The organism is Spirillospora sp. CA-142024 (assembly GCF_050942325.1).
Taxonomy (GTDB): Bacteria; Actinomycetota; Actinomycetes; order Streptosporangiales; family Streptosporangiaceae; genus Spirillospora.
In genome coordinates this window covers 1,114,686-1,138,688 of the sequence record NZ_CP192077.1, presented here as the reverse complement: position 1 = coordinate 1,138,688, position 24,003 = coordinate 1,114,686, and the positions used below count along the sequence as shown (strand labels likewise).

Below are 24,003 nucleotides of genomic sequence, written 5' to 3'. Positions count from 1 at the left end.
CGGACATCCGGCGCGGGGCCTCCGCTCGTTCAGGTGAGCACCGGGTAGTCGGTGTAGCCGCGGTGGTCGCCGCCGTAGAAGGTCGCCCGGTCGGCCTCGTTGTAGGGACCGCCGGCCCGGATGCGGGCGGGCAGGTCCGGGTTGGCGAGCCACAGCTGCGCGAACGCGACCGCGTCGGCCACCCCGTCCCGCAGCGCCTCGACGCCGTACTCCGGCTTCGACGGGAACGACTCCGGCGTCGGGTGCGGGTTCAGGATCAGCGTCCCCGGCCATCCGGCGCGGATCCGCCGCGTCGTCTCCCGGTTCCCGAGCTCCATGACGTGCAGGTACGCAAGGCCGAGCGGCGCGATGGCGCCGACCAGCGCCGAGTACAGCTCGGGGGTGTCGCTCTCGCTGACGCCGTTCGCGGTGCCGCCGGGCGACACGCGGAGTCCGACGCGCTCGGGGCCGATCGCGTCGGCCACCGCCCGCGCGGCCTCGACGGCGAACCTGATGCGGTTCTCGATCGTCCCGCCGTAGGCGTCGGTCCGCGTGTTGCTGCCGTCGGCGAGGAACTGCTGGATCAGGTAGCCGTTCGCGCCGTGCAGCTCCACCCCGTCGAACCCGGCGGCGACCGCGTTGCGCGCGGACGCGACGAACTCCTCCACGGCCTGTGCGATGTCGTCGAGGGTCATCTCGCGGGGGACGGGGTGGTCGAGCATCCCGTCCGGGGTGAACAGCCGCTCGCCGGACGCGATCGGCGACGGGCCGAGCGGCAGCCCGCCGTCCGGGTACAGCACCGGGTGGCCGACGCGCCCCGCGTGCATCAGCTGGGCGAAGATCCGTCCGCCCTCGGCGTGCACGGCGTCGGTCACCGCGCGCCACGCCGTCACCTGGTCGTCCGCGTGCAGGCCCGGCGTGGCGATGTAGCCCTGCCCCCGGACGCTCGGCTGCGTGCCCTCGGTGATGATCAGCCCGGCGGCGGCGCGTTGCCGGTAGTACTCGACGGTCAGCTCGGTCACGGCGCCGTCCGCGGTGGCCCGGCTGCGGGTCATCGGCGCCATCACGAGGCGGTTGGACAGCTCCAGCTTCCCGGCCGACAGCGGCTCGAACAGTTCCTGCATGACGTCCTCCAGTGGCGTTATCGCTGGTCATGAACCTAGGAGCCACCGGCTACGGGGCGAATCCGTAAGGTTTCGGTATTCGGCCCCGTAGTTTGGACGGGTGCTCTACGGGCGGAACGACGAACAGGCGCGGATCTCCTCGCTGCTCGACGCGGCGCGCGACCACCGGCGCAGCGGCGCCCTCGTGCTGCGCGGCGAGGCCGGCATCGGCAAGTCGGCACTGCTCGCCGAGGCCGCGGACCGCGTCCCCCGCGTCCTGCGGGTCACCGGGATCGAGGCGGAGTCCGGCATCGCGTTCGCCGGCCTCAACCAGCTGCTGTGGCCCGTCCGGGACCGGCTGGACGCCGTACCGCCGCCGCAGGCCGCCGCGCTCCGGTCGGCGCTCGGCGAAACGTCCCCCGGACACGACCGGTTCACCACCGGCCTGGCCGTGCTGACGCTGCTCGCCGAACTCGCCGAAGCCGAAGCCCCCGTCCTGTGCATGGTGGACGACGCGCAGTGGATCGACACCGCGACCACCGACGCCCTCCTGTTCGCGGCGCGGCGCCTGGCGGCCGAAGGGGTGGTGATGCTGTTCGCCGCGCGGGACGACGCGTTCACCGCCACGGGGCTGCCCGAACTGCGCCTCGGCAGGCTGCCCCGGGCGGACGCCGAACGGCTGCTGGCGGCGCGCGGCCTGGCGCCGACCGTCCGCACCCGGGTCATCATGGAGGCGTCCGGCAACCCCCTCGCCCTGCACGAGTTCGCCGCCGCCCGGGACCGTCCGCACGACGGCTCCAGGCCGCTGCCCGTCGCCGACCGCGTCCTCGGGGCGTTCCAGGCCCAGATCGCCCGGCTCCCCGAGAACACCCGGCTGATGCTGCTGATCGCGGCGGCCGAGGGACGCGGCTACATGCCGAGCCTGCTGGCCGCCGCGAGCACCTTCGGGGTCGGCCTCGCCGACCTGGAGGAGGCCGAACGCGCCCGGCTGGTCGAGGTCACCGGACGCAGCATCACCTTCCGGCACCCGCTGATCAGGAGCGCCGCGTACCAGGGAGCGGTCGCCGCCCGGCGCGTCGCCGTCCACGGGGCCCTCGCCGAGTCCGCCGACGACCTGGACTGCCGGGCGCGGCACCGCGCGTCCGCCGCCCTCGCACCGGACGAGGGCGTCGCCGCGGAACTGCGGGCCGCGGCCGACCGCGCCCGCGACCGCTCGGGCTACGGGACAGCGGCGGCGCTCTACCGGCAGGCGGCGGAGCTGACACCCGGTCCGGAGGCGCGGGCCGCCCGCCTCGGCGCCGCCGCCTCCGTCATCCTGCAGGCGGGGCGGCTGGACGAGGCGGAGGACCTCGCCGTCCAGGCGGAGAAGCTCGGCCCCGCTCCGCCGGACCTCGCCCGGCTCGGCCGCGTCCACGCCGTCATCGAGTATGAGCGAGGCGACCCGCGCGCCGCGTCCCGCATGATGGTCGACAACGCCGCCGGGGACGAGCGCGCCGCGATGCTGCGGACCGGCGCCATGTACGGGTGGACGTCCGGCGAGCTGCCCGCCGTGCTCCGGGCCGCCGAGCTCCTGCCGGACGACCCGGCCGTGCGGGGCCTGGCGCTGCTGGCCGGCGGCGGCCACGCGGACGGATCGCCGCTGCTCGCGGCCTTGGTCCGGGAGGCGCGAGACGGCGCCGGGGACCGCCTCCGTGCCGCGCAGCTCGCGCTGGTCGTCGGGGACGACGACGCCGCACTGGAGCTGGCCGCCGCCGAGGCCGCGCACTGCCGCCGGCACGGCCGGGTCGGCGAGCTGCCGAACGTCCTGCAGGTCCAGGCCCAGACGCAGATCGCGGCCGGGCGGCACGCGGACGCGGAGGCGACGGTCGCCGAGGCGATCGCCCTCGCCCGCGACACCGGCCGCCCGCACCGCGAGGGGCGCCTCGGCGCCGTCCTGGCCCGCATTCCGGCGATCGAGGGCGACGAGGCCCGGCTCCGCGAGCTGATCGTTCACGCGCCGCCGCCGCAGGGCGGCCTCGCCGACAGCGCCCTCGCCCTCCTCGACCTCGGCCTGGGCCGCAACGACGACGCGCTGCGCCGCCTCGAAGAGATCGCCCGAGGGCCGCGGCGGCACAGCACGGGCGCCATGGTGTCCGCCGCCGACCAGGTCGAAGCCGCCGTGCGCACAGGAGACGCGGACGCCGCCCGCGCCGCCTTCACCCGTTTCCGTGCTTGGGCCGACGCGGTGAAGCAGCCTTGGGCGCTCGCCGTGGCGCTGCACTGCGAAGCGCTGATGTCCGACGCGGAAGAGCCGTACGTGCAGGCCATCCGGCTGCATGAGCGGTCGTCACGGCCGTTCGAGAGGGCCCGCACGGAACTGCTCTACGGCGAGTTCCTGCGCCGGAACCGCCGGCGTGCCGACGCCCGTGTTCCTCTCCGCTCGGCGGCGTCCATCTTCGAACGCCTACGCGCGGCCCCCTGGCTGGACCGCGCGCGCGCCGAACTCCGCGCGACCGGCGAGTCAGGGACGTCCGTCCCGACGGCCCCGGACGTCGTCGACCGCCTCACCCCGCAGGAGCTCCAGGTCGTCCGGCTGGCGGCCTCGGGGACGAGCAGCCGGGAGATAGCCGCCCAGCTCTTCCTGAGCCCGCGGACGGTCGAGTACCACCTTTACAAGGCGTATCCCAAGCTCGGCATCTCGTCCCGCAAGGAACTGTCCCGCCTCACTTTGGAGCCCGTGTAAGGACCGTCTCTACGACAGGGTCCGCTGGAGGAACTCTTCGGCAAGGCTCCAAGCGCGCGCTGCGGGCTCCGGCTGGTAGAACATCGGCGCCTTCCGGTTGTGGAATGCGTGCCCGCCGTCCTCCTGGACGTGGATTTCCATCGTGTCCCGGCCTTCGACGGCCCGCTCGACCTTGGCGACGTCATCGCGCGAGATATACGGGTCGGAACCGCCGAAGTGGAACTGCGCCGGTGCCCCGATGGCGTCGAGATGCTCCAACGCGCCCGGCACACCGGACCCGTAGAACGACACCAGGGAATCGGCCTCCGCGTTGGCGGCCAGCAGGTACGCGAGCGTCCCGCCGAAGCAGAACCCTAGGACGCCTACCTTGCCCACCTCTGGAAGGCCCTTGAGGACGGACAGCGCCGCCACCGCGTCCCCGACGCCCTTCTCCCAGTCGAACTGGGAGACCATCGACATCCCTTTAGGGAGGGCCTCCTCGTTGTGCTGGGTCGTCCAGTTCGGCTCGATGCGCCAGAACATGTCGGGCGCCCCCACGACATACCCGAGCGCCACCAGATCCTTCGCCACCGCCTCCATGTAGTCGCCCACACCGAAGATCTCCTGGAGGAGCAGAACCCCCGGCCCGCCGCCTTCGGGCGACCACACGTGCAGGTCGAACTCACCGTCCGGAACGACGACCTTCTCAGTTCGCGTCATGTCACCCGATGATGGCGTAGACGGCGGTCGCATGCGCGACGATCTTGCCGTCCGACGTCATGTCGATCTCCGCGAAGGCCAGCGTCCGCCCGAGCTTGGTCAGCTCGACCTCGACGAGCACGTCCCGCCCGACCACGGGCCGCTGGAACGACGTGCTCAGCTGCACCGTGGTCATCGGCACGAACGAGCCCTTGGCCCCGGCGACCGCCAGCACGACCGCGGTGTCGGCCGCCGCCATCAGCGCCTGGCCGGACAGCGCGCCGCCCTCCCGCGCCAGCCGGTCGGACCAGGGCAGCCGCAGCACCGCCGTCCCGTCCCCCACGTCCTCGGGAACCAGCCCGAGGTCCAGCACCCAGGGGGCGAAGTTGTCACGCAGGATCTCTTCAGGCTTCAACGTCACCCCGACATGATGCACGCTGAGGGCATGCACGAGGAGATCTTCCTGCCCACCACCTACGCCGACGAGGTCCCCTACGCGGCCTTCGCGAGGCTCCGGGCCGAATCGCCGGTCACCTGGGTCCCCGAACCGGCCGTCGGCCCCTGGCCCGCCGGCCCCGGCTACTGGGCGGTCTTCCGGCACGCCGACGTGAAACACGTCCTGCGCTCCCCGGACCTCTTCTCCTCCAACCTCGGCGCCACCCAGATCCGCGACCCCGACACGCCCGAGGACCTGGCGTTCGTCCGCGCGATGATGCTCAACCAGGACCCGCCGGACCACTCCCGCCTCCGCCGCATCGTCGCCGCCGCGTTCACCCCCCGCGCCGTCCGCGCCCTGGAAGAGACCATCAACGACCGGGCGCGCACCCTCGTCGCCTCGGCCCTCGGGTCAGAGACCGACTTCGTGGAACTCGCCGCGGACCTCCCCGTCTGGACGCTGGCGCACATCATGGGCGTCCCCGACGCCGACCGCCGTCTCCTCTACGACTGGGCGTCCCGCGTCATCGGCTACCAGGACGACGAATACGCCGGCCTCTCCACCGCTGACGCCGCCTCGATGAGCCCCACGGCGCAGAAGGCGATGGACTACCGCCCCACGACGTCCACCCACCCGGACGGCCGCCCCATCAACCCGCGCTCCTATACGGCACTGGCCGACATGTTCGCCTACGCCCATGCCCTCGCCGCCGAGAAACAGCGGAACCCGTCCGGCGACATCATGTCCCGCATGCTCGAAGGCGGCCTCACCACCCACGAGTTCGAGAACATGTTCTTCCTCTTCGCCGTCGCCGGGAACGAGACCCTCCGCAACGGCATCCCGGGCGGCCTCCTCACACTCCTGCGACACCCCGCCGAACTGGCCCGCCTCCGCTCCGACCCGGCCTTCCTCCCGTCCGCCGTGGAGGAGATGCTCCGCTACTGGCCCCCGGTCATGGACTTCCGCCGCACCGCCACCACACCCCTCGAACTCGGCGGCCAGAAGATCAACACCGGCGACAAGGTCGTCGTCTACCACGCCTCGGCCAACCGCGACGAAACGGTCTTCCCGTCCCCCGACCACTTCGACGTCGCCCGCACCCCCAACGACCACGTGAGCTTCGGCTTCGGCCCCCACTTCTGCCTGGGCGCACACCTGGCCCGTACCCAGATGCGCGCCCTCTTCCGCGAACTCCTCCCCCACACCATCACCCTCACCGGCACCCCCGTCCGCCTGGCCTCCAACTTCCAGAACGGCCTGAAGCACCTCCCCGTCCACCTCGCCCCCGCCGACTAACCCCGTCGCGAACCCCCCGTCGATCTCGGTACCCTTGCGGGACGGGTCGCTAGCTCAATTGGCAGAGCTCCGGACTTTTAATCCGTAGGTTGTGGGTTCGAGTCCCACGCGACCCACCACCCCTGACCAGGGCAAACACGAGGATGCCCCGGTTTGCCCGCCGCCCGACATATCCCGGTTCGTCCCCGCGGCAGCTCGGTGGCGGCTCGGCGGCTCGATCCGGGCCCTGCATCCGCCCTGGTAGCGCCCCGAATCCGGGTACTCTTCGCCTATACCCAAGCCGGTCATGTCGCCCACAGAACCGGCGCCCAGGGCCACCAGAGCAGGCAGCAACGCACGTCAGCGGGCGTGAATCCGCAACCTCGCATCCCGGCACATCGCTGAACTCCGTGGCCAGCCAACGTGCGGCCCTCGCCAGCACGGATCGAAGACTGTTGGAGGCCCGCCCTCTTTTCCCGGTGCTGACCCGGATGCCCGGCGTCGGGCTCAGGACCGCCGCTCGCATCCTGCTCGACGTCGGAGACGGCAGCCGATTCCGCAGCGCCGGATACCTGGCCGCCTACGCAGGTATAGTCGCCGTGTAGCTTGCCGACACGGCAACGGCGCAGTCCTCAGCGTGAGCGGTTCGGCGCTATGCCACGCACCAGCGACTCAAGGCCCAGGCTGTCATGGGTGTTGGCGGCGGGGGTCCCGACAGATAGCGGCAGGCCGATCCGCTCGGTCAGCAAGTGGATCTTCGACCCACGCTTGCCGCGATCGACGGGATTCCGGCCTGTCAGCCCTTGGCGGCGCGGACGCTGACGAGTCGATCGCGCACCGCGAGCAGTCCAATTGCCCATCGGCCCCAAGCTCGTCCAGCACCACCCTGTGCAGCTTGGCCCATACCCACGCGGCGCTCCATTCGGCAAAGTGCCGGTAGGCGGTCTGCCAGGACGCGCCGAACACCGGCGGGAGCTGCCGCCACGTGCAGCCGACGATGGCCACGAACACGATCGCCGCCAGCACCTCCCGCTCGTCGGCTCACCGCCGTCCATCGCCCTGCGGGTGTGTTGGCACAGGTGGCACCACCCCCTGGACCAACTCCCGCAGCCTATCTGGAACCAGGCGCTTCACCATCGTCAAGGCGAAGCACTATCGATCACGCCAAGAGAATGCCTAAGGCTTGCAGGCGAGTGGGCAGACCCGGGTTCAGCGGCTGTCGTGGCTCTACTTAGCGCGCGACCCGCCGATATGCCGCCTGGTCATGCCAGCGACCAGCCGCAGCATGGCGTGCGGCGAGAGTTGAGTCATTCTGGACGACGTGTTCCCTGATTTGTGGTCGGCGACTCAGACGCTGGTAGGTTTGGTGCGGAACCGGCAGATGTTGCCGCCTTCAGAGAGAGATATACGCTCTCGCACGGTGTCGACGTCCAGCACCAACACGGTGACCGTTTCGCCGACGCTCACGACCTCGGACGGGTGTTGGACTCGGTGAGCGGCAAGTTCCGAGATGTGTATCAATCCGTCGACCTCCCCAAGGTCTACGAATGCACCGAAAGCCGTCAGCGTTTTCACGGGCCCTGAGACAGTCTGCCCTGCAGCGAGCTTGCCGAGCGCTGTTTTGCGTCGTTCCGCCCGTGACGGGGCCGCTGGTCGTCGGCTCTTCCGCGACACGACGGGGCCCGACGTAGTGGTTCCTTGATCCGTCCAGGTGGCACCAGTGTCGACCAGGTCACGGTATTTCGCGGGAAGGGTACCGACTACTTCGACCGCGAGCGCGCACGCTTCGGCTAGGTACTTGTCGTAGGCACGGTCAGCGAGTCCCTGGTCCCGGACGAGGTCGCCGTCATTTTGGCGGTACTTGCGTGACGGCTCCCCACGAAACGACAACCAGTTGAAGCTCGTCGCGATGTAGTAGGAGTCGCTGACGAGTACCTTCGTCCGGGTGTCGTCGACCCGTATGATGCCGAGGCGGTTGGCACGGCGGGCGGCCGCGTGCAGGGCGGCAAGGGCGTCTCGGTCGCTCCCATCGTTGTCGTCGACACCCCAAACGATCGTCACGTCCACCGTGCGGGACAGACTTTCGATTCTGCGGATCCACTCGACGTTCGCTACGGTTGTTCGGATCCGCGGACTACTGATGAGAAGACGGCGTCGCGAGTTCGCTACGGCGTCGGCGAGCCATTGAGGATGCTCGTAAACGCCCAGCCAACGAATCGCAGCCCGGTCGAGGGCCTCGTTCTCGTCCTCACCGGTCGCGTGCTCTCCAGAGATCTGGAGAGCAACGACGCTATCCTTGCCGAGACGAGCGCCAGGATCGGTGACGGGTTCGTACGGATGTTCCACCGGCGCCGCCGACAGGCGCAAACGCTCGACGGCGCCGATGGCCTCCAGCGCCGCCGCGTGCCGCTCGCTCCACCTGCCGTCTATTTCGACGCCTAGGCGCAGCGTGTTCGACTCGTCGTCTTTGAACACCAGAAGTATAGCGTCACGGTAGAAATTCCGATTCTCGGTTACTCCGCTAATACCGAGGATGCGCACCCCGTCGCGGGTGCGCGGGTCCAGGATTTCGGTGAGGGTGGAGATGGTGAGATCGATGGTCCGCACCGGCATGCTGCTCGCGGGCGGCATCAGGATACGCGCGGGATCAGATTTCGCCTGTTTGGAGCGGCGCAAAGAGTTGCGCCGCCAGTCCGTCACGGTTCCGATGAGGCGGTCATAAATTACCTGAATAGTCGTGGACATCGGGCGGCGCAATTGAGCGTCGCGAGCGGCCTCCAGCCCGGCGGGCAGAAGTTGCAGGCGCCGGACACCACCCTGGGCGGGCGGCTGGTAGGTAACGTATTCGGCGAGGAGTAGATTTGCGACGGCCCGGCCGGTGTCGCCTTCGCTCAGGCCGAGGAACAGTTGCAGGTCATCGACGGTATCGATGCCGTTGAGCATGGCCCGAAGTGTGTACTTCTGTGCGGCTTCGAGATCTTCGGACTGCTCCACAAGCACATCGACTGTCAGCGCGGAGGCAGGTAGCGCGCCCGGCTCTGCAGCCAGAAGGGTATGCCCGGGGAGCGCGTGAGCATGGCGGCGCGCGGCATCAGCGAAGATATCGCGACTCACAGGTACTGCACCCTTCCACCGGCGGTCGAGGTGATGTGGCTGAGCACCCTCTTGAGTGGCCCTTCCCGGCTGCTGCAGAATTCTGAATCGCCGACAATCCAGAGGAGTTCCCGCGCTCGGGACAAAGCGACGTTGACGCGTCCCTGGTATCGGTCGGCGAGGAAGCCCAGTTCACCCGTGAGGTTGCTGCGGGTGACTGAGAAGAGGACCACGTCAGCCTCGCGGCCCTGGACAGCGTCCACGGTCTTGACCTGGACAGCGACGTGTCCCAGTTGAAGGCGTCTGAGTGCACGTTCGATCTCGGTGCATTGGCGCCGATACCCGCTGAGAACCAGCACCTCCAGCTTTCCGCCGTCAACTCGGGCGTACTTGCCGGCCTTGGTGTCTGCGTCGAGGCGTTCGACGAGTTCGGCGACCTTCTGAGCCTCGATCTTGTTCGACTGGCTCGCGCTGCCCGTGTGCCGGGCGTCCTCCCGTCGATTGGTGCGGCGACTAGTGGAATACCACACCAGACGGTCGCCGTCGGCGACGGTGTCGGGGTCGAAAACGGGCACGGGGTCGTGAACGAGCATACCCTCGTAGAAAACGTTCGAAATCAACTCGCCGATCGGTTCGGCCATGCGGTGCTGAGTCACCAGGCTGGTCGTGCACGGCTCGGGCGCCTCCCCAAGCAGGATACCGAACAGCGACGAAGTCAGGAACATCTTGTCGAGATCGAAGCTGTCGACGAGGTCCCGGTGCTCGAAGACCTCCTCCACCATTGGCGGCAGTTGTTTAGTATCGCCCACCATAACCCACCGCTTGGCCCGGGTCATCGGCACCAACAACTCGGGGGCGGTCGCCCGGGACGCTTCATCGATGATGCAGAGATCGAACTGCATGTTTTGGATATGTGGATTGGCGAGGAACCCCATACAGGTGCCAGCGACCACGCTTTGTGTGGGCAAGAACATCGGCTCGGCGGCGTGGGGGTCGTTCAGGCTGGCCAGCCAGTCACCCTGGGTCCGGACCAATTCACGAAGCCGCCGGCCAGCACCGTGCCCATCCAGGAGGCTCGCCACGAGCTGCTCCAATTCGCCTTCGCCGAGATCGTCCGGCACGGTGACCTCAAGGTCTTCGGCTGCGGCACGCACCTCGTCCGCAACGGTGTCGGCCCGGTCGACCGCCCGCATATAGTCAGCCAGCAGCTCCGCGCGGTCCTCGGGTAGATCGTCGTTGTCGAGGCGGTCATCGTCATCGAGCGGGCCAAGGAGTTCGGCGATCTCGTTCAGCTGCCGTAGGCTTGCCACGGCTTCCTCAGCGCGAAGCGCCAAGGAAAGATGGTCGATACGTACGCCCTCACGTTCGGCCAAGCTGGCCAAGCCAGTGCGGGCACGGACTCTGATTTCGTCCCCCCACACTGCCAGTTTGTTGGACAACAACAGATGACTGGCATCCGGATCGACATTGTCGTCACGACTCGACAGACGCACCACCGACGTCACCCCGGAGCGGTACAAACGGGTGATGGCGTTGTCGATCGCGACGTGCATCTGGCTGACGAGTAGCACCTTGTCGCCGGGCCGCGCGGCGAGGTGTTGGTGGATGAGTTCGCAGATGAACGATGTCTTGCCCGTACCGGGCGGGCCTTCTACAAGGAAGAGGTCTTGCGACCCGAGCGCCTTCGACACGGCAACTTTCTTGTCATCGTCGAAATCCGGTCGCAGCGGCTCGAACGCCACGGGGTCCGGCGCGTGCGCCACTGACGGGTCCAACACCAGCTCACGGAGATGGGGTCGCGCCGCGCTGCCGTCTCGCAGGGCGGCGAGTGCACTCTTCTGGCGGCGGATCGCAGCCTGCGATGGGGTTCGGTCGCGGACCAGCACTCCACTCGCGGGCAGATCAGCCCCTCGCCCGGTTGCCTGGACTGTCACGTCCGTACCGTCGACATCGACGATCGTCACGGCGACGCCACGACTGGTGGGCTCGTCCACCGGCCGGGCTATGCGCTGTTGGTCTAGGAAGGCGCCGGTCAGCGGAACCGCCGTCTCCAGAATGACTTGAACACCGGAGCGGCTGATGCGCGTGTAGGTGACGGGTTCCTCCAGCCGTTTCTCCAACAGCTCCTTCGCCTCGATCAACCGTGACCAGTTCGTGAGTCGCGCCTGCTTGAAGCGATCGCTGAAGCGATCACTTGAGTCCTGAACCGCCTTCTGAAGCAGGAGATGAAGCTCCACGGCCGCCGCCGCGGATCTCTGCGGGTTACTCGGCCGCAGCGCCGACCAGGTGAAGTCCCGCCCGTCCAACGTCACCGCGTCCTCGTCCTGGCGCCACCGCTCCAGCTCATCGAAGTCCCTGAGCTCAGCCCGGATGCAGAGCAATTGATTGCCGTTCTTGAATACGAGGACGAGTTCAACCTGGTCACCGACGAGGCGGAACTCTTCGGCGGTTAGCGTCGCGCGCCCCCCGCCAGCGCTCTTCAAACGCGGCACCACATGCGTTGCCGAGCCCAGCCGCCCCGCGATAACCGCCTCGGCGGCCTGGCCATCACCAGCCTCCTCCAGCGATCGGCGTGCCGCACCAGAGAGTTCGAACGACAGAACCTTCTCGTCGTGCCAGTTGCTGCTGCGGGCCGCTTGAATAGCCTGCAACTCAAGATGGAACACCTGCCCGTCCGCAGACCGGTTTGCCGGGTCAGGATCGAGGCCGCGTCGCAGTAGCTCCAGGACAGCAGGCGGGAGGTCGGCCTCGTCGAGCGCCCGTGCGATGTCCGGATAGTCCCGCAGCTCCCAACCGGTGACGCATTGCAGCAGCGTCGCGGCCAGACTGTAAACGTCGAATCTGGTCGAGCCGCGCGACGCCAGATCCGGCGGCGCCCAGGGCGCGCTGGCCATCCCTGCCACCGTCGCGTCGGTCGCACCCGCCAACTGGTCCTTGATCTTGCTGAGTGCGAAGTCAGCAAGCAGGGGCTTCTCGCCGTCCCAGAGCACGTTGCCGGGCTTGATATCGCGGTGGAGAACCGCCATCGAGTGTGAGTGCGCCAAGGCTGACGCCAAGGGGAGGGCGATGATCTCGGCGACGTCATCCCAACCCGGAGGTTCGGTAACGGTCGCCAGCCAGTCTTTGACTGACACCGGGACCCAGCTGAGCACGACGTAGTACATGCCCGTGTCGTGGTCGGTCCCGCTGTCCAATAGCGACACGATGTTCGGGTGATCCAGCTTGTGGTGCGCCGCGGTCTCCCGCTCGAAGTAGATGCGATAGATCTCGTCGGACGTAGCCGACGCGACCTTGACAGCCACGAGTCGACCCCCCTGATGGAGATCGGCTGCCTGGAAGACCTCCGCTTGACCGCCAACGCGACGGGTATTCGCGACTTCGGCGTACCGGCCAGCGATCAGACGCGTCATCCACGTCCCCCCTAGGGCGCAACCTTTTGTGTGGAGCAGTCGAGAAGAATACCTGATAACGGCGCTGGCTCAGGGGACCGTCTACCACCAACATGTCCCATTGCCCTGCCCCTGGCGGTCGCGCCCACCGAGGTGGCGTAGGAGTTTCCACAGGTGAAGAGCGTGGCGTCGTGCCGCGAGACGGCCACCGCTTCGATCCTTCGAGATCGATGATCAAGAACGAGGGAAAGGAACACGATGGCCGTGGGCAACAATGTGGACTTTGGCGAGTGGATTGCCGAGCAGATCGGTGCGTGTGAGCCGGATCTGCTGCGGTCGATAGTCAAGACGATGGCCAGGAACTCACGTCGGCCAAGGCCGGCGTCGTCCGTGGTGCCGGTTACGGCTAACGCTGCGACGGCCGGGTCAACTGCGACAACGGCTACAGATCCCGCGGCTTCTCCCGGTCTCCGTCACCTCCATTTGGCGATAGCTGCCTCGTAGAACGCGTCGGCGAGCGCCACGATGACCCCGGGAATCGCAGGCCCGTCGGTGAAGAAGTAGTCGGCCATGGTGTTGTGCGCCTCCTGGTTGTCGGTGATGGCCTGTGTGACGGCGGACTGGAAGTCCTGCGACTCCATGAACTGCTTCTTCGAGTTCACCCGGGTCTGCTGGACCAGATTCGGGTCAGCGAGCAGTCGCAGTACAAGCCCCTGCACGAACTCCCGGATCTGGGACTCAGCGAACGACTCGGCGCCGAAAAGGTCGTTCATCTTGTCGATGACAACCTGGAGCGCGACGTACTTCGGCTCCTTCTTGGCGCCGGTGCCTGCTGCGCTGATCCCCTTCAGCTCGCCGTCTCCGGTCAGCGAGATGTCCACGGCGATCTTCTTGGTGTGCTTCACCCCGACCAGTACCACGTCGGAGAGGTCGACGTCGGCGGTCCAGGAGGACTCGGCGATGACCTTCTCCAGGAGCCGGAGGAAGATCGAGAGCATCTCCATGTACGGGTCGCCGTAGTCGACGATCTGGCTCATGAAGTCATACAGCCGGACGTAGGTGGAGACGTCCTTGCGGAAGAGGTCGAGGGTGTTGAGCGTGACCTTGTCCTCGGCCTCGATCGCTGCCGCGTAGCGGCGCCGGAAGTCGTGCTGGGCGGGGCTGATCGCCGCCGAGAGCGCGTTGTTGCCCTTGCGGGTGACCCACAGTTCGGCGACCTGGCGGACCTGCTCCTCGGTGTAGATCCCCGCCTGGGCGAGCTTGTTCGCCAGGTGGACGACGATGTACGGATCGGTCTCGGTCTCCAGGATGGCGTTGGTGAAGTACGGCTCGAAGGCGGCCCTGATGTCGTCGGGCTTGTTGGCGAAGTCGATGACGAACGTCTTGGCCTTCTGCTCCCCGCCGGCGGTGCGGTGGGTTCGGTTGAGCCGGGAGAGCGTCTGCACGGCGGTGACCCCGGAGAGCTTCTTGTCGACGTACATCGCCGAGAGCAGCGGCTGGTCGAAGCCGGTCTGGAACTTGTTGGCGACCAGCATGATCTTGTGCGTCTCGCCCTTGAACGCCGCGGCCAGGTCGGCGCCCGCTCCGGGGTTCATGGTGGCCTCGGTGAACTCGTCGCCCTCCGAGGGCGTTGGCCCCCAGTCCTTGCTCCACTTGTCGTTCTCGGTCATCGATACCGGCCCGGAGAACGCGACCAGGGTCTGGTAGTTGTACGACGCGTCCTTGGCGGCCCGCTTGGCGATGTAGGCGTCGATCGCCTTCTTGTACTTCACCGCGGCCTTGCGCGAGTCGGTGACGACCATCGCCTTCGCCTTGCCCTCCAGGAGGTGCGCGACGTTGGCGTGGAAGTGCTCGACGATGATCTGCACCTTCTGGCTGATGTTGGTCGGGTGCAGCTGCACCCACCGCATCAGCCCCTTGCGCGCGGCCGACTCCTCGACCTCGCCACCGTCGCCGCTCTCGGCCTTGCCGACGATCTTCAACGCGGTCTCGTAGGACTGGTAGCCCTTGAGCACGTCGAGGATGTAGCCCTCCTCGATCGCCTGCTTCATCGAGTACAGATGGAACTCGACCGGCTTGCCGTCTGGCCCCTTTCGGCCGAACAGCTCCAGGGTCTTGTTCTTCGGGGTCGCGGTGAAGGCGAAGTAGGAGATGTTCTCCGACTCGGCCCGCTCGGCCATCTCCGCGGCCAGGACCGCCTCGACGTCGACCGAGCCGCCGTCCTCGATCTCCTTGATCTCCTCGGCGGTCAGGACCTGCTTCAGCTTCGAGGAGATCTGCCCCGACTGCGAGGAGTGCGCCTCGTCGGCGATGACGGCGAACCGCTTGCCCTTCAGGCCGGCGTCGGCCCGGATCTCATTGAGTGCGTACGGGAAGGTCTGCACGGTCACCGCGATGATCAGCTCGCCGTTCTTCAGCGCCTGGGCCAGCAGGCCGGACTTCGACTTCGCACCGGCCTTTCGCACGTCCTCGGGGCTGATCGTCGCGACGATCTTCCCGCTGCCGTCGATCTGCCGGATCGCGTCCTGCAGTTGCCCGTCGAGCACCGTGCGGTCCACGACCACGATGACCGAGTCGAAGACCTTCTCGTCGTCGACGTGCAGCCGGGCGAGACGGTGCGTCGTCCAGGCGATCGTGTTCGTCTTCCCCGACCCGGCGGAGTGCTCGATCAGGTAGCGCTGGCCGACGCCCTCCTCGGCCACGGCGGCCACGATGTTCGTGACCGCCTCCCACTGGTGGAACCGGGGGAACAGCATGCTCGTATGACGCACCGACGTGCCGGTGGCGACATCCCACTCCTCTGTGGTTTCCACGATCATCAGCCGACCGATGATGTTGAGCCAGGCGTGCTTCTCCCAGACCCGTTCCCACAGGTACGCCGTCGCCGATCTTCCGTCCGCACCGGGCGGGTTCCCGGCGCCTTCGTCGAAGCCCGTGTTAAACGGCAGGAACTGCGTCTTCTCGCCCGCCAGCTGAGTGGTCATCGCGGCAAGATCATTGGAGACCGCGAAGTGGACCAGCGCCCGGTGCCCGAACGACAGCAGTAGCTCGCGTCGACCGTTGGTCAGCGGGTTGCGGTCTTTGCGGTACTGCTGGATCGCTTCGTTCAGCGACTGGGTGAAGTCGGTTTTTAGCTCGGCTGTCGCGACCGGGAGCCCGTTGACGAAGAACACCAGGTCGATGCTGCGCTGGTCGGCCGTCGAGAACCTCACCTGCCGCATCACCCGAACCCGCATTGCCGCATACTCGGCGTTCGTCGTCTCGTTCAGCGTCGTCTCGGGCCGGAACTGCGCCATCTTCAATCGGCCACCGCCGATGTATTGCACCCCGCTGCGCAGGATGTTCAGCATCCCGCCGCCGTGCTCCAGTGGCTTGTCGAGCGCCGCAGTCAGGACGTCGAGGAACTTCGCCTGCGACCCAGCCGCTTTCAAGGCCTTCCCGTACGCCGCCTTCTGCGTCGCCCCCAGCCACGCGAACACGTCATCAGGGAACAGCGCCCGCTCACGGTCATAGCCGGTGTCGTCCGCCGAGTACAGCCAGCCATGAGCCGCGAGGTATTCGCAGATCTCGGTCTCGAAGACGCCCTCGTAGTGGTCGGCCATCACGCCGTCTCGCGTATATCGATCTGGCCCGTCACAGCGGCCGTGATCAGCGCGGAGCGGCGCTCACGGGCGAGCTCGATGAGCCGTAGAGCCTCGACTTTCGTCTGGTCGATCATCTTGGTTTGATCGTCGAGGTACGCCGCGATGAGTCGTTGCTCTTCAATAGGCGGAACTGGCACTGGGATGGCTCCGAGCCGCTGATTGTTCAGGATCGGCACCCGATTCATTTGAGAGGAAGCCCAGAGTTCATCCTTCGCTGCACACATGACGTAGTAGAGATATTTCCCGCCATCGACAGGTATAATGCTAGTAATTTGCTGGTTAGTGGTCGCTGCGACGGGTAGGTAGCCGACAGATCCGAGCGAATACGCGATGCACCCAACGAGAACCGAACCAGCAGGCACCTCACGCAAGTGGCTCCAGCCTTCAGGTGTGAGCCATGCACTCGCGGTCGTCTCCGCGCTCAGGTCTTGGGGGCGTACCCAAGGACGATCGTTTGGCTCATCGGCGAAGTTGTTACGATCCTCGGTCGGCGGCGTTGAACCAGTCACGAGGGTCCCGCATCTGCGGAGCGCTAGGACTTTCCACCCTGCTGGGACGGTTCCGATCCACCCAACACCGGAGGGGACTCGGGGCACGCCTTCAATTAGTCCCTTAGTAGTTGCGTGCGCGATGACAGCGACTCGACGTTGGTCGAGCAATTCGATCAGGCGCTGCTGCTCTTCGATAAGCGTGTCGATGCGTGCGGTCTCGCGGTCGAGATAGTTGGCGATGGCGCGCTGCTGCTCCACGGGCGGCAGCGGGATCGGCACGCGTGCGAGCTTTTCGGCCGTAAGGTGCGGCATCGACACAACATTGCTGTAGGCGCGAATGTAGCCGCTTGCCCTCAATGCGATGAGGTAGAACGCGATGAAGCGCCCATCGAAGTCGCCGATGGGCCTGAGTCGGTTAATTGAATTCTGGAAGCCCCAGCCCGCAAGATTGTTTTCGACGTAGGCAGCACGGCCGAACCCGCCTTGCCCGCCTTCTACAACGACGACATCGCCCGCCCGAATACTCAACTGCTCCAGTTCGGCTTCGCTGAACCACATTTCGTTCACGTTATCGAGGGCCAGCACGCCATCAGGTTGCACGTTGGCTGCGCGCATGTATGGCGCGCGCACGTCCCTGCCGCTGCCCTTGTTCTGGAGCATCTTGCCGAGCGTGACCGTCGTGGCATGCTTGACCTGGCCCGCCAACCAGCCATCCGGCAAGCTCGTCCAGAGTGGCCCAGTCACAGCTCGCCCTCCCGCAGCAGGTCAAGGATCTTGGCGACCTGCTTCTCCAGGTCAGCATCGATCTCTGCGAGCGGGCGAGGTGGAACGTACTTGTAGAAGTGACGTGTGAGGGGGATCTCGTAGCCGACCTTGACCTTAGCCCAGTCAATCCAGGCGTCGGGTACGTGCGGCTTGACCTCGGTGTCGAAGTACGCCTGAATTACTTCGAGTTTGCCTGCAGGTCCGGCGGTCGAGCCGCCGTAGGTGAAGGGCACGTTCTCGGTGTCGCGCTTCTTGGAGTCGGGCTTCGGCTTCCCCTTGCGGTCGACTACAGGATTGCCGTCCTCGTCCAGCAGTGGTCGCTCAACGGTGATGGTCCAGTAGCCGAATTCGTCGTTGCGCAGCACCTTCGAGAGGTCGGAGTCGGCATCGGTGAAGTCGGCGTACAGGCGGAGCACCTCGGCGCGGTCGGTGTCGCTGAGCTCACGGTTCTTGTTGCCGAGGTTCTTGCGCATCTTCGTCCAGAACGACGTGCCGTCGATGAGCTGGACCAGGCCTTTGCGGTCGAGGTGCTTGGTGTTGTCGAGGATCCAGATATAGGTGGCGATGCCAGTGTTGAAGAACATGTTGATCGGCAGCGCGACGACCGCCTCGACCAGGTCGTTCTCCAGCAGCCACCTGCGGATGTTGGACGGGCCGGACTCCGCGGCGCCGCTAAAGAGCGGCGAGCCGTTCATGACGATCCCAGCCCGGCCACCGCCGTCTTCGGGGGCACGCATCTTGTGCACCAGGTGCAGCAGGAACAGCATCTGCCCATCCGAAGTGGCGGGCAGGCCCGGCGCGAACCGGCCGTACGGGCCAGCCTCGTCACGCTCCTTGTTGACGGCTTTGGCGTACTGCTTCCAGTCGACGCCGTACGGCGGGTTGGACATGCAGAAGTCGAACTGGCGGCCCTTAAAGGCATCGTCGGTGAGCGTGTTACCGAAGGCGATGTTGGACGCGTCGTGGCCCTTGGCGAGCAGGTCGGACTTGCAGATCGCGTACGACTGCGGGTTGTACTCCTGGCCGTACAGCCTCAGCCGGGCTTCCGGGTTCTGCGCGAGCAGGTACTCCTCGGCCAAGGCGAGCATGCCGCCGGTGCCGGCGGTGGGATCGCAGAGCGTGCGGACGATCCCGGTCTCGGTCAGGTCAACGTCCTTCACGGCGAACAGCAGGTCGACCAGCAGCCGGATCGCGTCGCGCGGCGTGTAGTGGTCACCGGAGGTCTCGTTCGCAGCCTCGTTGAACTTGCGGATGATGTACTCGAACGCGTCCCCCATGTCGGCGTTGGACACGACATCGGGGTGCAGGTCGACGGCGCCGAAAGACTTCACGATCTCGCGCAGGAGACCAGCCTTCTCCAGGGCGATGATCTCCTTCTTGAAGTCGAAGTACTCGAAGACATCGACGTCGGCGGAGAACCGGTCAACGTAGTCGACGAGGTTGTCCTCAAGCCCGTCCGCGTCCTGCAGCAGGTTGGCGAACCCGTACTTCGAGGTGTTGTAGAACGGCCGGCCGGTGGCCTTCTTGACCTCGATCCGGAGCCGGTTCGGGTTCTCGTATGCCGCAGTCAGGTTCCGGACGGTCTCGCGGTCCGGCTCCAGGATGCAGTCGAGGCGCCGAAGGATCGTGAACGGGAGGATCACGTTCCCGTACTGGTTGGGGCGGTAGGGACCCCGCAGCTGGTCGGCGATCGACCAGATGAAACTACCGAGCGTGCTCACAGAGCTCCTCACGAAATTCACTCAACGTGTATGGCTGCGCCGGCCCACTGGGTAGTCCCACTCCCACTAGGCAACGCGCGTCCGCTGACCGGGGCGTCATGAGGTCATCTTCGCGCACGTCGGCCTCGTGTATCCGGGGAGTCAGGCGAACTTTAGGCCCGCTCGCACCGTAGCGGAGGAGCCAACACAAAGCGCGAGCGACGAAAGGTCAGGCAGCCCGGTGAATCCGCCTCGGACAGGCCGCACCCGAATCCGGCCACTTTGGGCCACCGCGGCCAATGCCCAGATCCGGTGCGGGCGGAACAGCGGCCCCTTCGGCGTTGCAGGCGGTCGGCCACCCAAGCAGCGTGTCGATCACAGCGACGATCCGAGCCTCCGGCAGCGCTGCCGCCAATAGTCCGCGGAACCTGCATGAGCCGTTCATGACGGTTCGTTGGGCTGGAGGTCGGCGAGGAGTTGGTGGGTCTGCGGGGCGGGTTCGGTGCCGAGGTCGGCGAGACGGGTCGTCAGGAGTTCGAAGGTGCGTTGGACGGCATCGTGGTGGCCGAGGTGGGCTTCGAGGGCCATGAGTGAGCGGTAGGCCGGTTCTGCGTAGGGGTCGTGGCGGATGGCGTGTTCCAGGGCGGCGGTGGCTTCGTCGGGGTGCGGGTTTTGGAGGTCGTTGGCGAGTCGGATGATGGTGTTGATGACGGTGCGGTGTAGGTAGGCGCGGTGGTTGCTGGCCCATTCGTAGGTGAGACCGTCGGCGAAGTCGGCTGTGTAGAGGTCGGCGATGGAGTGGACGGCCTGGATGTGTTCGGTGCTGTTGCAGGCTTGCCGGGCTCGGGTGATGGTGGCGCTGAGGTCCCAGAGGTCAACGTCGAGGAGGTGGGGGTCGAGTCGGTAGCGGCCGCTGGCGCGGATGATGAACGCGGGCTGGGGCAGTCCGGTCGCTATGCGCAGGACACTTCTGGCGTTGCTGATCGCTGTTTTGAGCAGGTCGTTCGCTGAGCTCTGGTCGCGGTCGGGCCAGAGCGCGGCGGTGCCTTGCTCTCGGGTGATGCCGTGGGGGTTGAGGGCGAGGTAGGCCAGTAGATCGCGGGCGCTGGTCCGCAGGCCAGTGCTGATCGGGCCGTTGGCGGTAGTGAGTCGGATCGCTCCCAGCAGATGCAGCCGGGCGGGCCGGTCAGTGGCGTCGTCGGGTGTGGCGGGAGGTCCGACGAGCGCACCGTCGCCGTCACTTTCGGCATCGGTGTCGGTTTCAGCAGTGGCGGCGGCGGGGGTCGCGATGGTGCAGGGTGAGGCCCCTGTCGCAGGGTCGTCTGCGGCAGTGCGGATGGTGGTGAGCATGTCGGCGGCGTCGTTGGCGGTGAGGCGGAACAGACGCGCCTTGGCCAGGGTGTCGGCGTGGGGGCCGTCGACGCTGGTGACTGTGCCGTCGCCGGCGAGGTGAAGGTTGGTCGCGCGGGTTGGCCGGTGCCCCAGGACGAGGCTGCCGATGCCGTAGCGGTGTCCCCTGCCGATGAGGGCGTTCAGGGCGTGTTTGGTCTGCTCGGAGATGGAGGTGACCAGGAGCAGCGTGGGGAGGGGTTCGGCCGGTTCGTGGGTTCGTAGGGCGGTGATGTCGGGTTGGTCGGTGGTTTCCATGAGGCGGGCTCGGTTGACGAACTCGGCTTCGAGGCGGGCCACGGCGGCGTCGAGGGAGGGGGTGATGGTGAGCCCGGGCAGTTCGGTGGCATCGAGGTGCGGGTAGATGCGCTCGGCATCGGGTTGTGGCATGACGAGTTCGGCGCGGTCGTGGTGGGCTTTGGCGAGGAGCTCGGTGGCAAGGGCGCGGGCGAAGGGAACGGCCCCGTCCCCGGAGACGCTGAGGTTGAGGCCGTGGAGCGGTAGTGCGATCGGACGGTCGTCGCGGGTGCCGAGGGTCAGCGAGTCGGGTGGTGCGGCGTCGCGGGCGCCGATGAGGAGTTCAGCGTCGGTGGGGACGGGTTGATTGCGTTCGGCGTAGGTCTCCAGATGCGCTCTGTGAGCGTTGGCGACCGCGTTCGGCGGCGCGGGTTCGGTTGTGGTGGACGCGCTTTGATGGCCGGCGCCGGGGTGGCGGCGGCGCCGGTTGATGCGAGTGGCGGCCAGCGCGAGGCTGATCGCGGCTGCCAGCCCCAAACCGATCCGGGACCCTGTGGGCAGCGCGAACGCTGACGGAATGCCGTTGGGGGCGTTGTCTCCCCCGTTGTCCCCGCCGTTGTCCCCGTCGTGGACGGACGGGGATGGGGAGGTGGTGCCGCCGGGCTGAGGGGACATTGACGCAGCGGGAGCGGGCTGGGCTGTGGCCGGTGCCGGACCGGCGGCCTCGGGCGCGAAGTGATGATCTTCGGTATGCGGCGGGCGGTGGGTGGTGTGATCCGGAGCGGGTGCCCGGCGGTGGGGAGGTGGCGGAGTTCTCTCCGGTGTGACGGCTGGTGAGTGCTGGTGGTGGTCGCTGTGCCTGCGGATCTGAGGCAGGCGGATGTGTTGGCCGGGTCGAAGCTCGTTGGGGTCGGTGAGGGGCGGGAGGGGATCGGGCTGGTCGAGGGCGCGGCTGGCCTGGAAGATCTTGGGGTAGAGCGTGCCGGAGCCGTAGGTACGGCGGGCAATGCTCCACAGCGTGTCGCCTGGTTCGATGACGTCGATCTGCACGCTTTGTTCGTAGGATGCCGGGTCGGTTGAGTGCGGCGGGGTGGCGGAGATGCCGTTGGGAGTGTGTGGGGACGGCGTAGCGGCGGTTGTACCGGCCGTGGTGTGCGTGGTCGCGGAGGCAGGATTGGCGATGGCGGCGGCCGCGCCGACTGCGAGCGTGACCGCGGCGACCAGGTCGCGTACGAGCACTTGGATGGGTTGGACGGGACGCGGCAGGGATGCGGTACGTCCGGCGAGGTAGGCGAGACCCTCGATGATCATGGTTGCGGCGAACAGGCACCATGCCGCCCAGCCAAGGAACCGGATGGTCGTGAGGAAGAACCAGCCGTCGGTGTCGGGGCGCATCAAGACCGCCGACATTGTCGACCAGTCGGGAATCTGGCGAGGGATGGGCGAACCGCCGACCTTGTACATGGTGATGGGGATCGCGATGAGGAGCGCGGCGAGGGTGGCGAGTGCGGCGAGTCCCCGGCAGACCACGATGCCAGGGTTGTGCAGGGTGCGGGTCATGGGCGGCTGGGTCCTTCCACTCCGGTGGTGAGGTTCGCGACTGCACTAGCGTCGGCGTGCAGGGTGGCGATCCCGATGACGGGGAGGAACAGGGCCGGGCGGGTGATGGAGACGTGGACGCCGATGGCGTGCGCGCCGCTGGGGGTGACGGTGCCGTTGTAGCCACCGTTGCGCAGGTATTCCTGCGCGGCGCGCAGCGCGGTGGCCCGGTCGACGGTGAAGCGGCCGGCGGTGTATGCGCGGTTGAGGTCGATGTGTCCGGCGCCGGCGCGGGCGGCTTCCTGAGCGATGGTGTTGGCGTCCTGTCGGGCTTCGAGGGCCTGCTCGAAGTCGACGACCGCGCCGAAGAATACGACGACGACCAGGGTGATGATGACGGCGAAGACGCTGATGCTGCCCTCGTCGGGCGGGTGCTGCTGTGCGCGGGCCCGCGTTAGGAACCAACCGTTGGCCATCGGGACGGGCATCTAGTGCGTTCCTCGATACGGGTCGATGACTGAGCTATGGGTCTTGGTGACCGTTCGTGATCCCGGCATCCAAGTCGTCGTGAGATCGCTGAGCCTGATCACGCAGGTCACCCGCGCCGAGACCGTGGCTGCTCGCCCCACTGGACGGCTGAAGCCGGACAGGTCGAGCCGAATGGACGGTGTGCAGTGCAGGCCCCGGTCATGCAGGGTGCGCATCGCGCTGGTGGCCGCAGCTGCGCGGGCTTGGTCGGCGGTGCGAGCGATGGAGGCTTGGCGGGCTGCGTCGGCGGCGGCTTGCGCCACGACCGCGCTGCCGTGCACGACCCGCATGGCCGCGAGCAGGCCGGCGAGGAACACGATGAAGACCGGCGCCAGAATCGCTGTCTCCACCACCGCGTTCCCAAAGTCTCCGGGTCCCCGAAGGGGACGCTGCAGGAGATGGCGGCGGGCCGGCTCGGTCATGACGGTCCCGGGGTGGAGAAGTGCTCTCGTACGCCGCGTGCCGTCCGTCCGATGCCGATGTGGATGCCCGGCACGATGGACGGGGCGTCTCCGGTCACCCGCACAGCGATGTCGGTCGTGCCAGACACCGAGACGGTCGGCGCGTGCAGGACCGGCTCGTGACGGGCGAAGGAGACCGCGGCGGCGCGTCCCTGGGCGGGAGTGCTGTGCTGGGCTCGAGCGACCCGCAGCCCTTCTTCGGCGGCTGCCAGGGCGACATCGCGGGCGACCGACACCATCACTGCCTGCACGAGCGTCAGGAACAGCAAGCCCACGGCGGGGAAGGTGATGGCCATCGCGACGCTCGCGGACCCGCGGTCGGCCTCCAGCGGTTTAGTTGTGTTCATGGGCCGGTGGAGCCAGGGATCTTACTGATCCAGCCGTGAACCTTGCTGGACACGGCCATGTAGACCACGAACGCCAGGCCGGCGAAGCCCGCGACGATGATGATCGTCTCGACCACTCCAGAGCCCCGATCGCTGCGGTCGCGCATGTCGCCGGCAAGCCACCGGCCCCGGTCTTGGATAGCGAGTGCGGCGCGCACCATCGCAGCGTTGAGTGCGTTCATGGTCCT

General features: G+C 67.3%; 16 protein-coding genes, 1 tRNA gene and 2 pseudogenes. 5 read left to right on the top strand and 14 right to left on the bottom strand.

The features are described from left to right. Positions 1-29: 29 nt before the first annotated feature. Entirely contained in the window at positions 30-1,103 is a 1,074-nt protein-coding gene (locus ACQPZP_RS05660) for an alkene reductase (protein WP_433476568.1), read from the bottom strand. A 100-nt stretch (positions 1,104-1,203) separates the two neighbouring features. Between ACQPZP_RS05660 and ACQPZP_RS05655 the strand changes: the two genes are divergently transcribed. Beyond that, a complete protein-coding gene (locus ACQPZP_RS05655) occupies positions 1,204-3,804 on the top strand; it encodes an AAA family ATPase (RefSeq protein WP_433476567.1) in 2,601 nt (866 codons plus the stop codon). A gap of 9 nt (positions 3,805-3,813) precedes the next feature. Here ACQPZP_RS05655 and ACQPZP_RS05650 read toward each other — a convergent pair whose 3' ends face one another. Together ACQPZP_RS05650 and ACQPZP_RS05645 are read right to left on the bottom strand one after the other, a co-directional pair. Continuing rightward, positions 3,814-4,503, bottom strand: a complete 690-nt coding sequence (locus ACQPZP_RS05650) for a dienelactone hydrolase family protein (protein ID WP_433476566.1) — start codon at positions 4,501-4,503, stop codon at positions 3,814-3,816. 1 nt (position 4,504) lies between these two features. Further along, positions 4,505-4,903: a PaaI family thioesterase gene (locus ACQPZP_RS05645; RefSeq protein ID WP_433476565.1), complete on the bottom strand. Its 399-nt coding sequence runs from the start codon at positions 4,901-4,903 to the stop codon at positions 4,505-4,507. Positions 4,904-4,927: 24 nt separating this feature from the next. On the opposite strand from ACQPZP_RS05645, the gene ACQPZP_RS05640 reads away from it, so the two are divergent. The 3 genes from ACQPZP_RS05640 (at position 4,928) to ACQPZP_RS05630 (ending at position 6,798) form a co-directional block, all read left to right on the top strand. Beyond that, complete coding sequence (locus ACQPZP_RS05640; protein ID WP_433476564.1) at positions 4,928-6,214, top strand: cytochrome P450; 1,287 nt, start codon at positions 4,928-4,930, stop codon at positions 6,212-6,214. Positions 6,215-6,257: 43 nt separating this feature from the next. Next, positions 6,258-6,333 (top strand) — tRNA-Lys (locus tag ACQPZP_RS05635). A 339-nt stretch (positions 6,334-6,672) separates the two neighbouring features. Next, positions 6,673-6,798: a transposase gene (locus tag ACQPZP_RS05630; protein ID WP_433476563.1), complete on the top strand. Its 126-nt coding sequence runs from the start codon at positions 6,673-6,675 to the stop codon at positions 6,796-6,798. A 30-nt stretch (positions 6,799-6,828) separates the two neighbouring features. Here ACQPZP_RS05630 and ACQPZP_RS05625 read toward each other — a convergent pair. The 3 genes and pseudogenes from ACQPZP_RS05625 to ACQPZP_RS05615 form a co-directional block, all read right to left on the bottom strand. Continuing rightward, positions 6,829-7,336 (bottom strand): annotated as a pseudogene (locus ACQPZP_RS05625) (IS5 family transposase); the annotation flags it as partial. A 204-nt stretch (positions 7,337-7,540) separates the two neighbouring features. Then, positions 7,541-9,307, bottom strand: a complete 1,767-nt coding sequence (locus ACQPZP_RS05620; protein WP_433476562.1) for a S1 RNA-binding domain-containing protein — start codon at positions 9,305-9,307, stop codon at positions 7,541-7,543. After that, the gene (locus ACQPZP_RS05615; protein WP_433476561.1) at positions 9,304-12,696 is read right to left on the bottom strand and encodes an AAA domain-containing protein; all 3,393 of its coding nucleotides are present in this window, start codon (positions 12,694-12,696) and stop codon (positions 9,304-9,306) included. Before ACQPZP_RS05615 ends, ACQPZP_RS05620 begins: the two co-directional genes overlap by 4 nt. 237 nt (positions 12,697-12,933) lie before the next feature. Between ACQPZP_RS05615 and ACQPZP_RS05610 the strand changes: the two are divergent. Further along, positions 12,934-13,082 (top strand): annotated as a pseudogene (locus ACQPZP_RS05610) (IS256 family transposase); the annotation flags it as partial. A 66-nt stretch (positions 13,083-13,148) separates the two neighbouring features. On the opposite strand, the gene ACQPZP_RS05605 reads toward ACQPZP_RS05610, so the two are convergent. The 8 genes from ACQPZP_RS05605 to ACQPZP_RS05570 form a co-directional block, all read right to left on the bottom strand. Beyond that, a complete protein-coding gene (locus ACQPZP_RS05605; RefSeq protein ID WP_433479559.1) occupies positions 13,149-16,277 on the bottom strand; it encodes a type I restriction endonuclease subunit R in 3,129 nt (1,042 codons plus the stop codon). Next, complete coding sequence (locus ACQPZP_RS05600; protein ID WP_433476560.1) at positions 16,277-17,530, bottom strand: restriction endonuclease subunit S; 1,254 nt, start codon at positions 17,528-17,530, stop codon at positions 16,277-16,279. Before ACQPZP_RS05600 ends, ACQPZP_RS05605 begins: the two co-directional genes overlap by 1 nt. A 20-nt stretch (positions 17,531-17,550) precedes the next feature. Further along, on the bottom strand, positions 17,551-19,296 hold the full coding sequence (locus tag ACQPZP_RS05595) for a type I restriction-modification system subunit M (protein WP_433476559.1): 1,746 nt from the start codon (positions 19,294-19,296) through the stop codon (positions 17,551-17,553). Positions 19,297-19,716: 420 nt separating this feature from the next. After that, on the bottom strand, positions 19,717-22,461 hold the full coding sequence (locus ACQPZP_RS05590) for a BTAD domain-containing putative transcriptional regulator (RefSeq protein ID WP_433476558.1): 2,745 nt from the start codon (positions 22,459-22,461) through the stop codon (positions 19,717-19,719). After that, positions 22,458-22,928 (bottom strand): pilus assembly protein TadG-related protein, encoded by a 471-nt coding sequence (locus ACQPZP_RS05585; RefSeq protein ID WP_433476557.1) that lies wholly within the window; start codon positions 22,926-22,928, stop codon positions 22,458-22,460. Before ACQPZP_RS05585 ends, ACQPZP_RS05590 begins: the two co-directional genes overlap by 4 nt. Then, complete coding sequence (locus tag ACQPZP_RS05580; protein WP_433476556.1) at positions 22,929-23,321, bottom strand: TadE/TadG family type IV pilus assembly protein; 393 nt, start codon at positions 23,319-23,321, stop codon at positions 22,929-22,931. Positions 23,322-23,386: 65 nt separating this feature from the next. Continuing rightward, positions 23,387-23,776 (bottom strand): hypothetical protein, encoded by a 390-nt coding sequence (locus tag ACQPZP_RS05575; protein WP_433476555.1) that lies wholly within the window; start codon positions 23,774-23,776, stop codon positions 23,387-23,389. Further along, complete coding sequence (locus ACQPZP_RS05570) at positions 23,773-23,997, bottom strand: hypothetical protein (RefSeq protein ID WP_433476554.1); 225 nt, start codon at positions 23,995-23,997, stop codon at positions 23,773-23,775. Before ACQPZP_RS05570 ends, ACQPZP_RS05575 begins: the two co-directional genes overlap by 4 nt. Between the last annotated feature and the right edge of the window lie 6 nt (positions 23,998-24,003).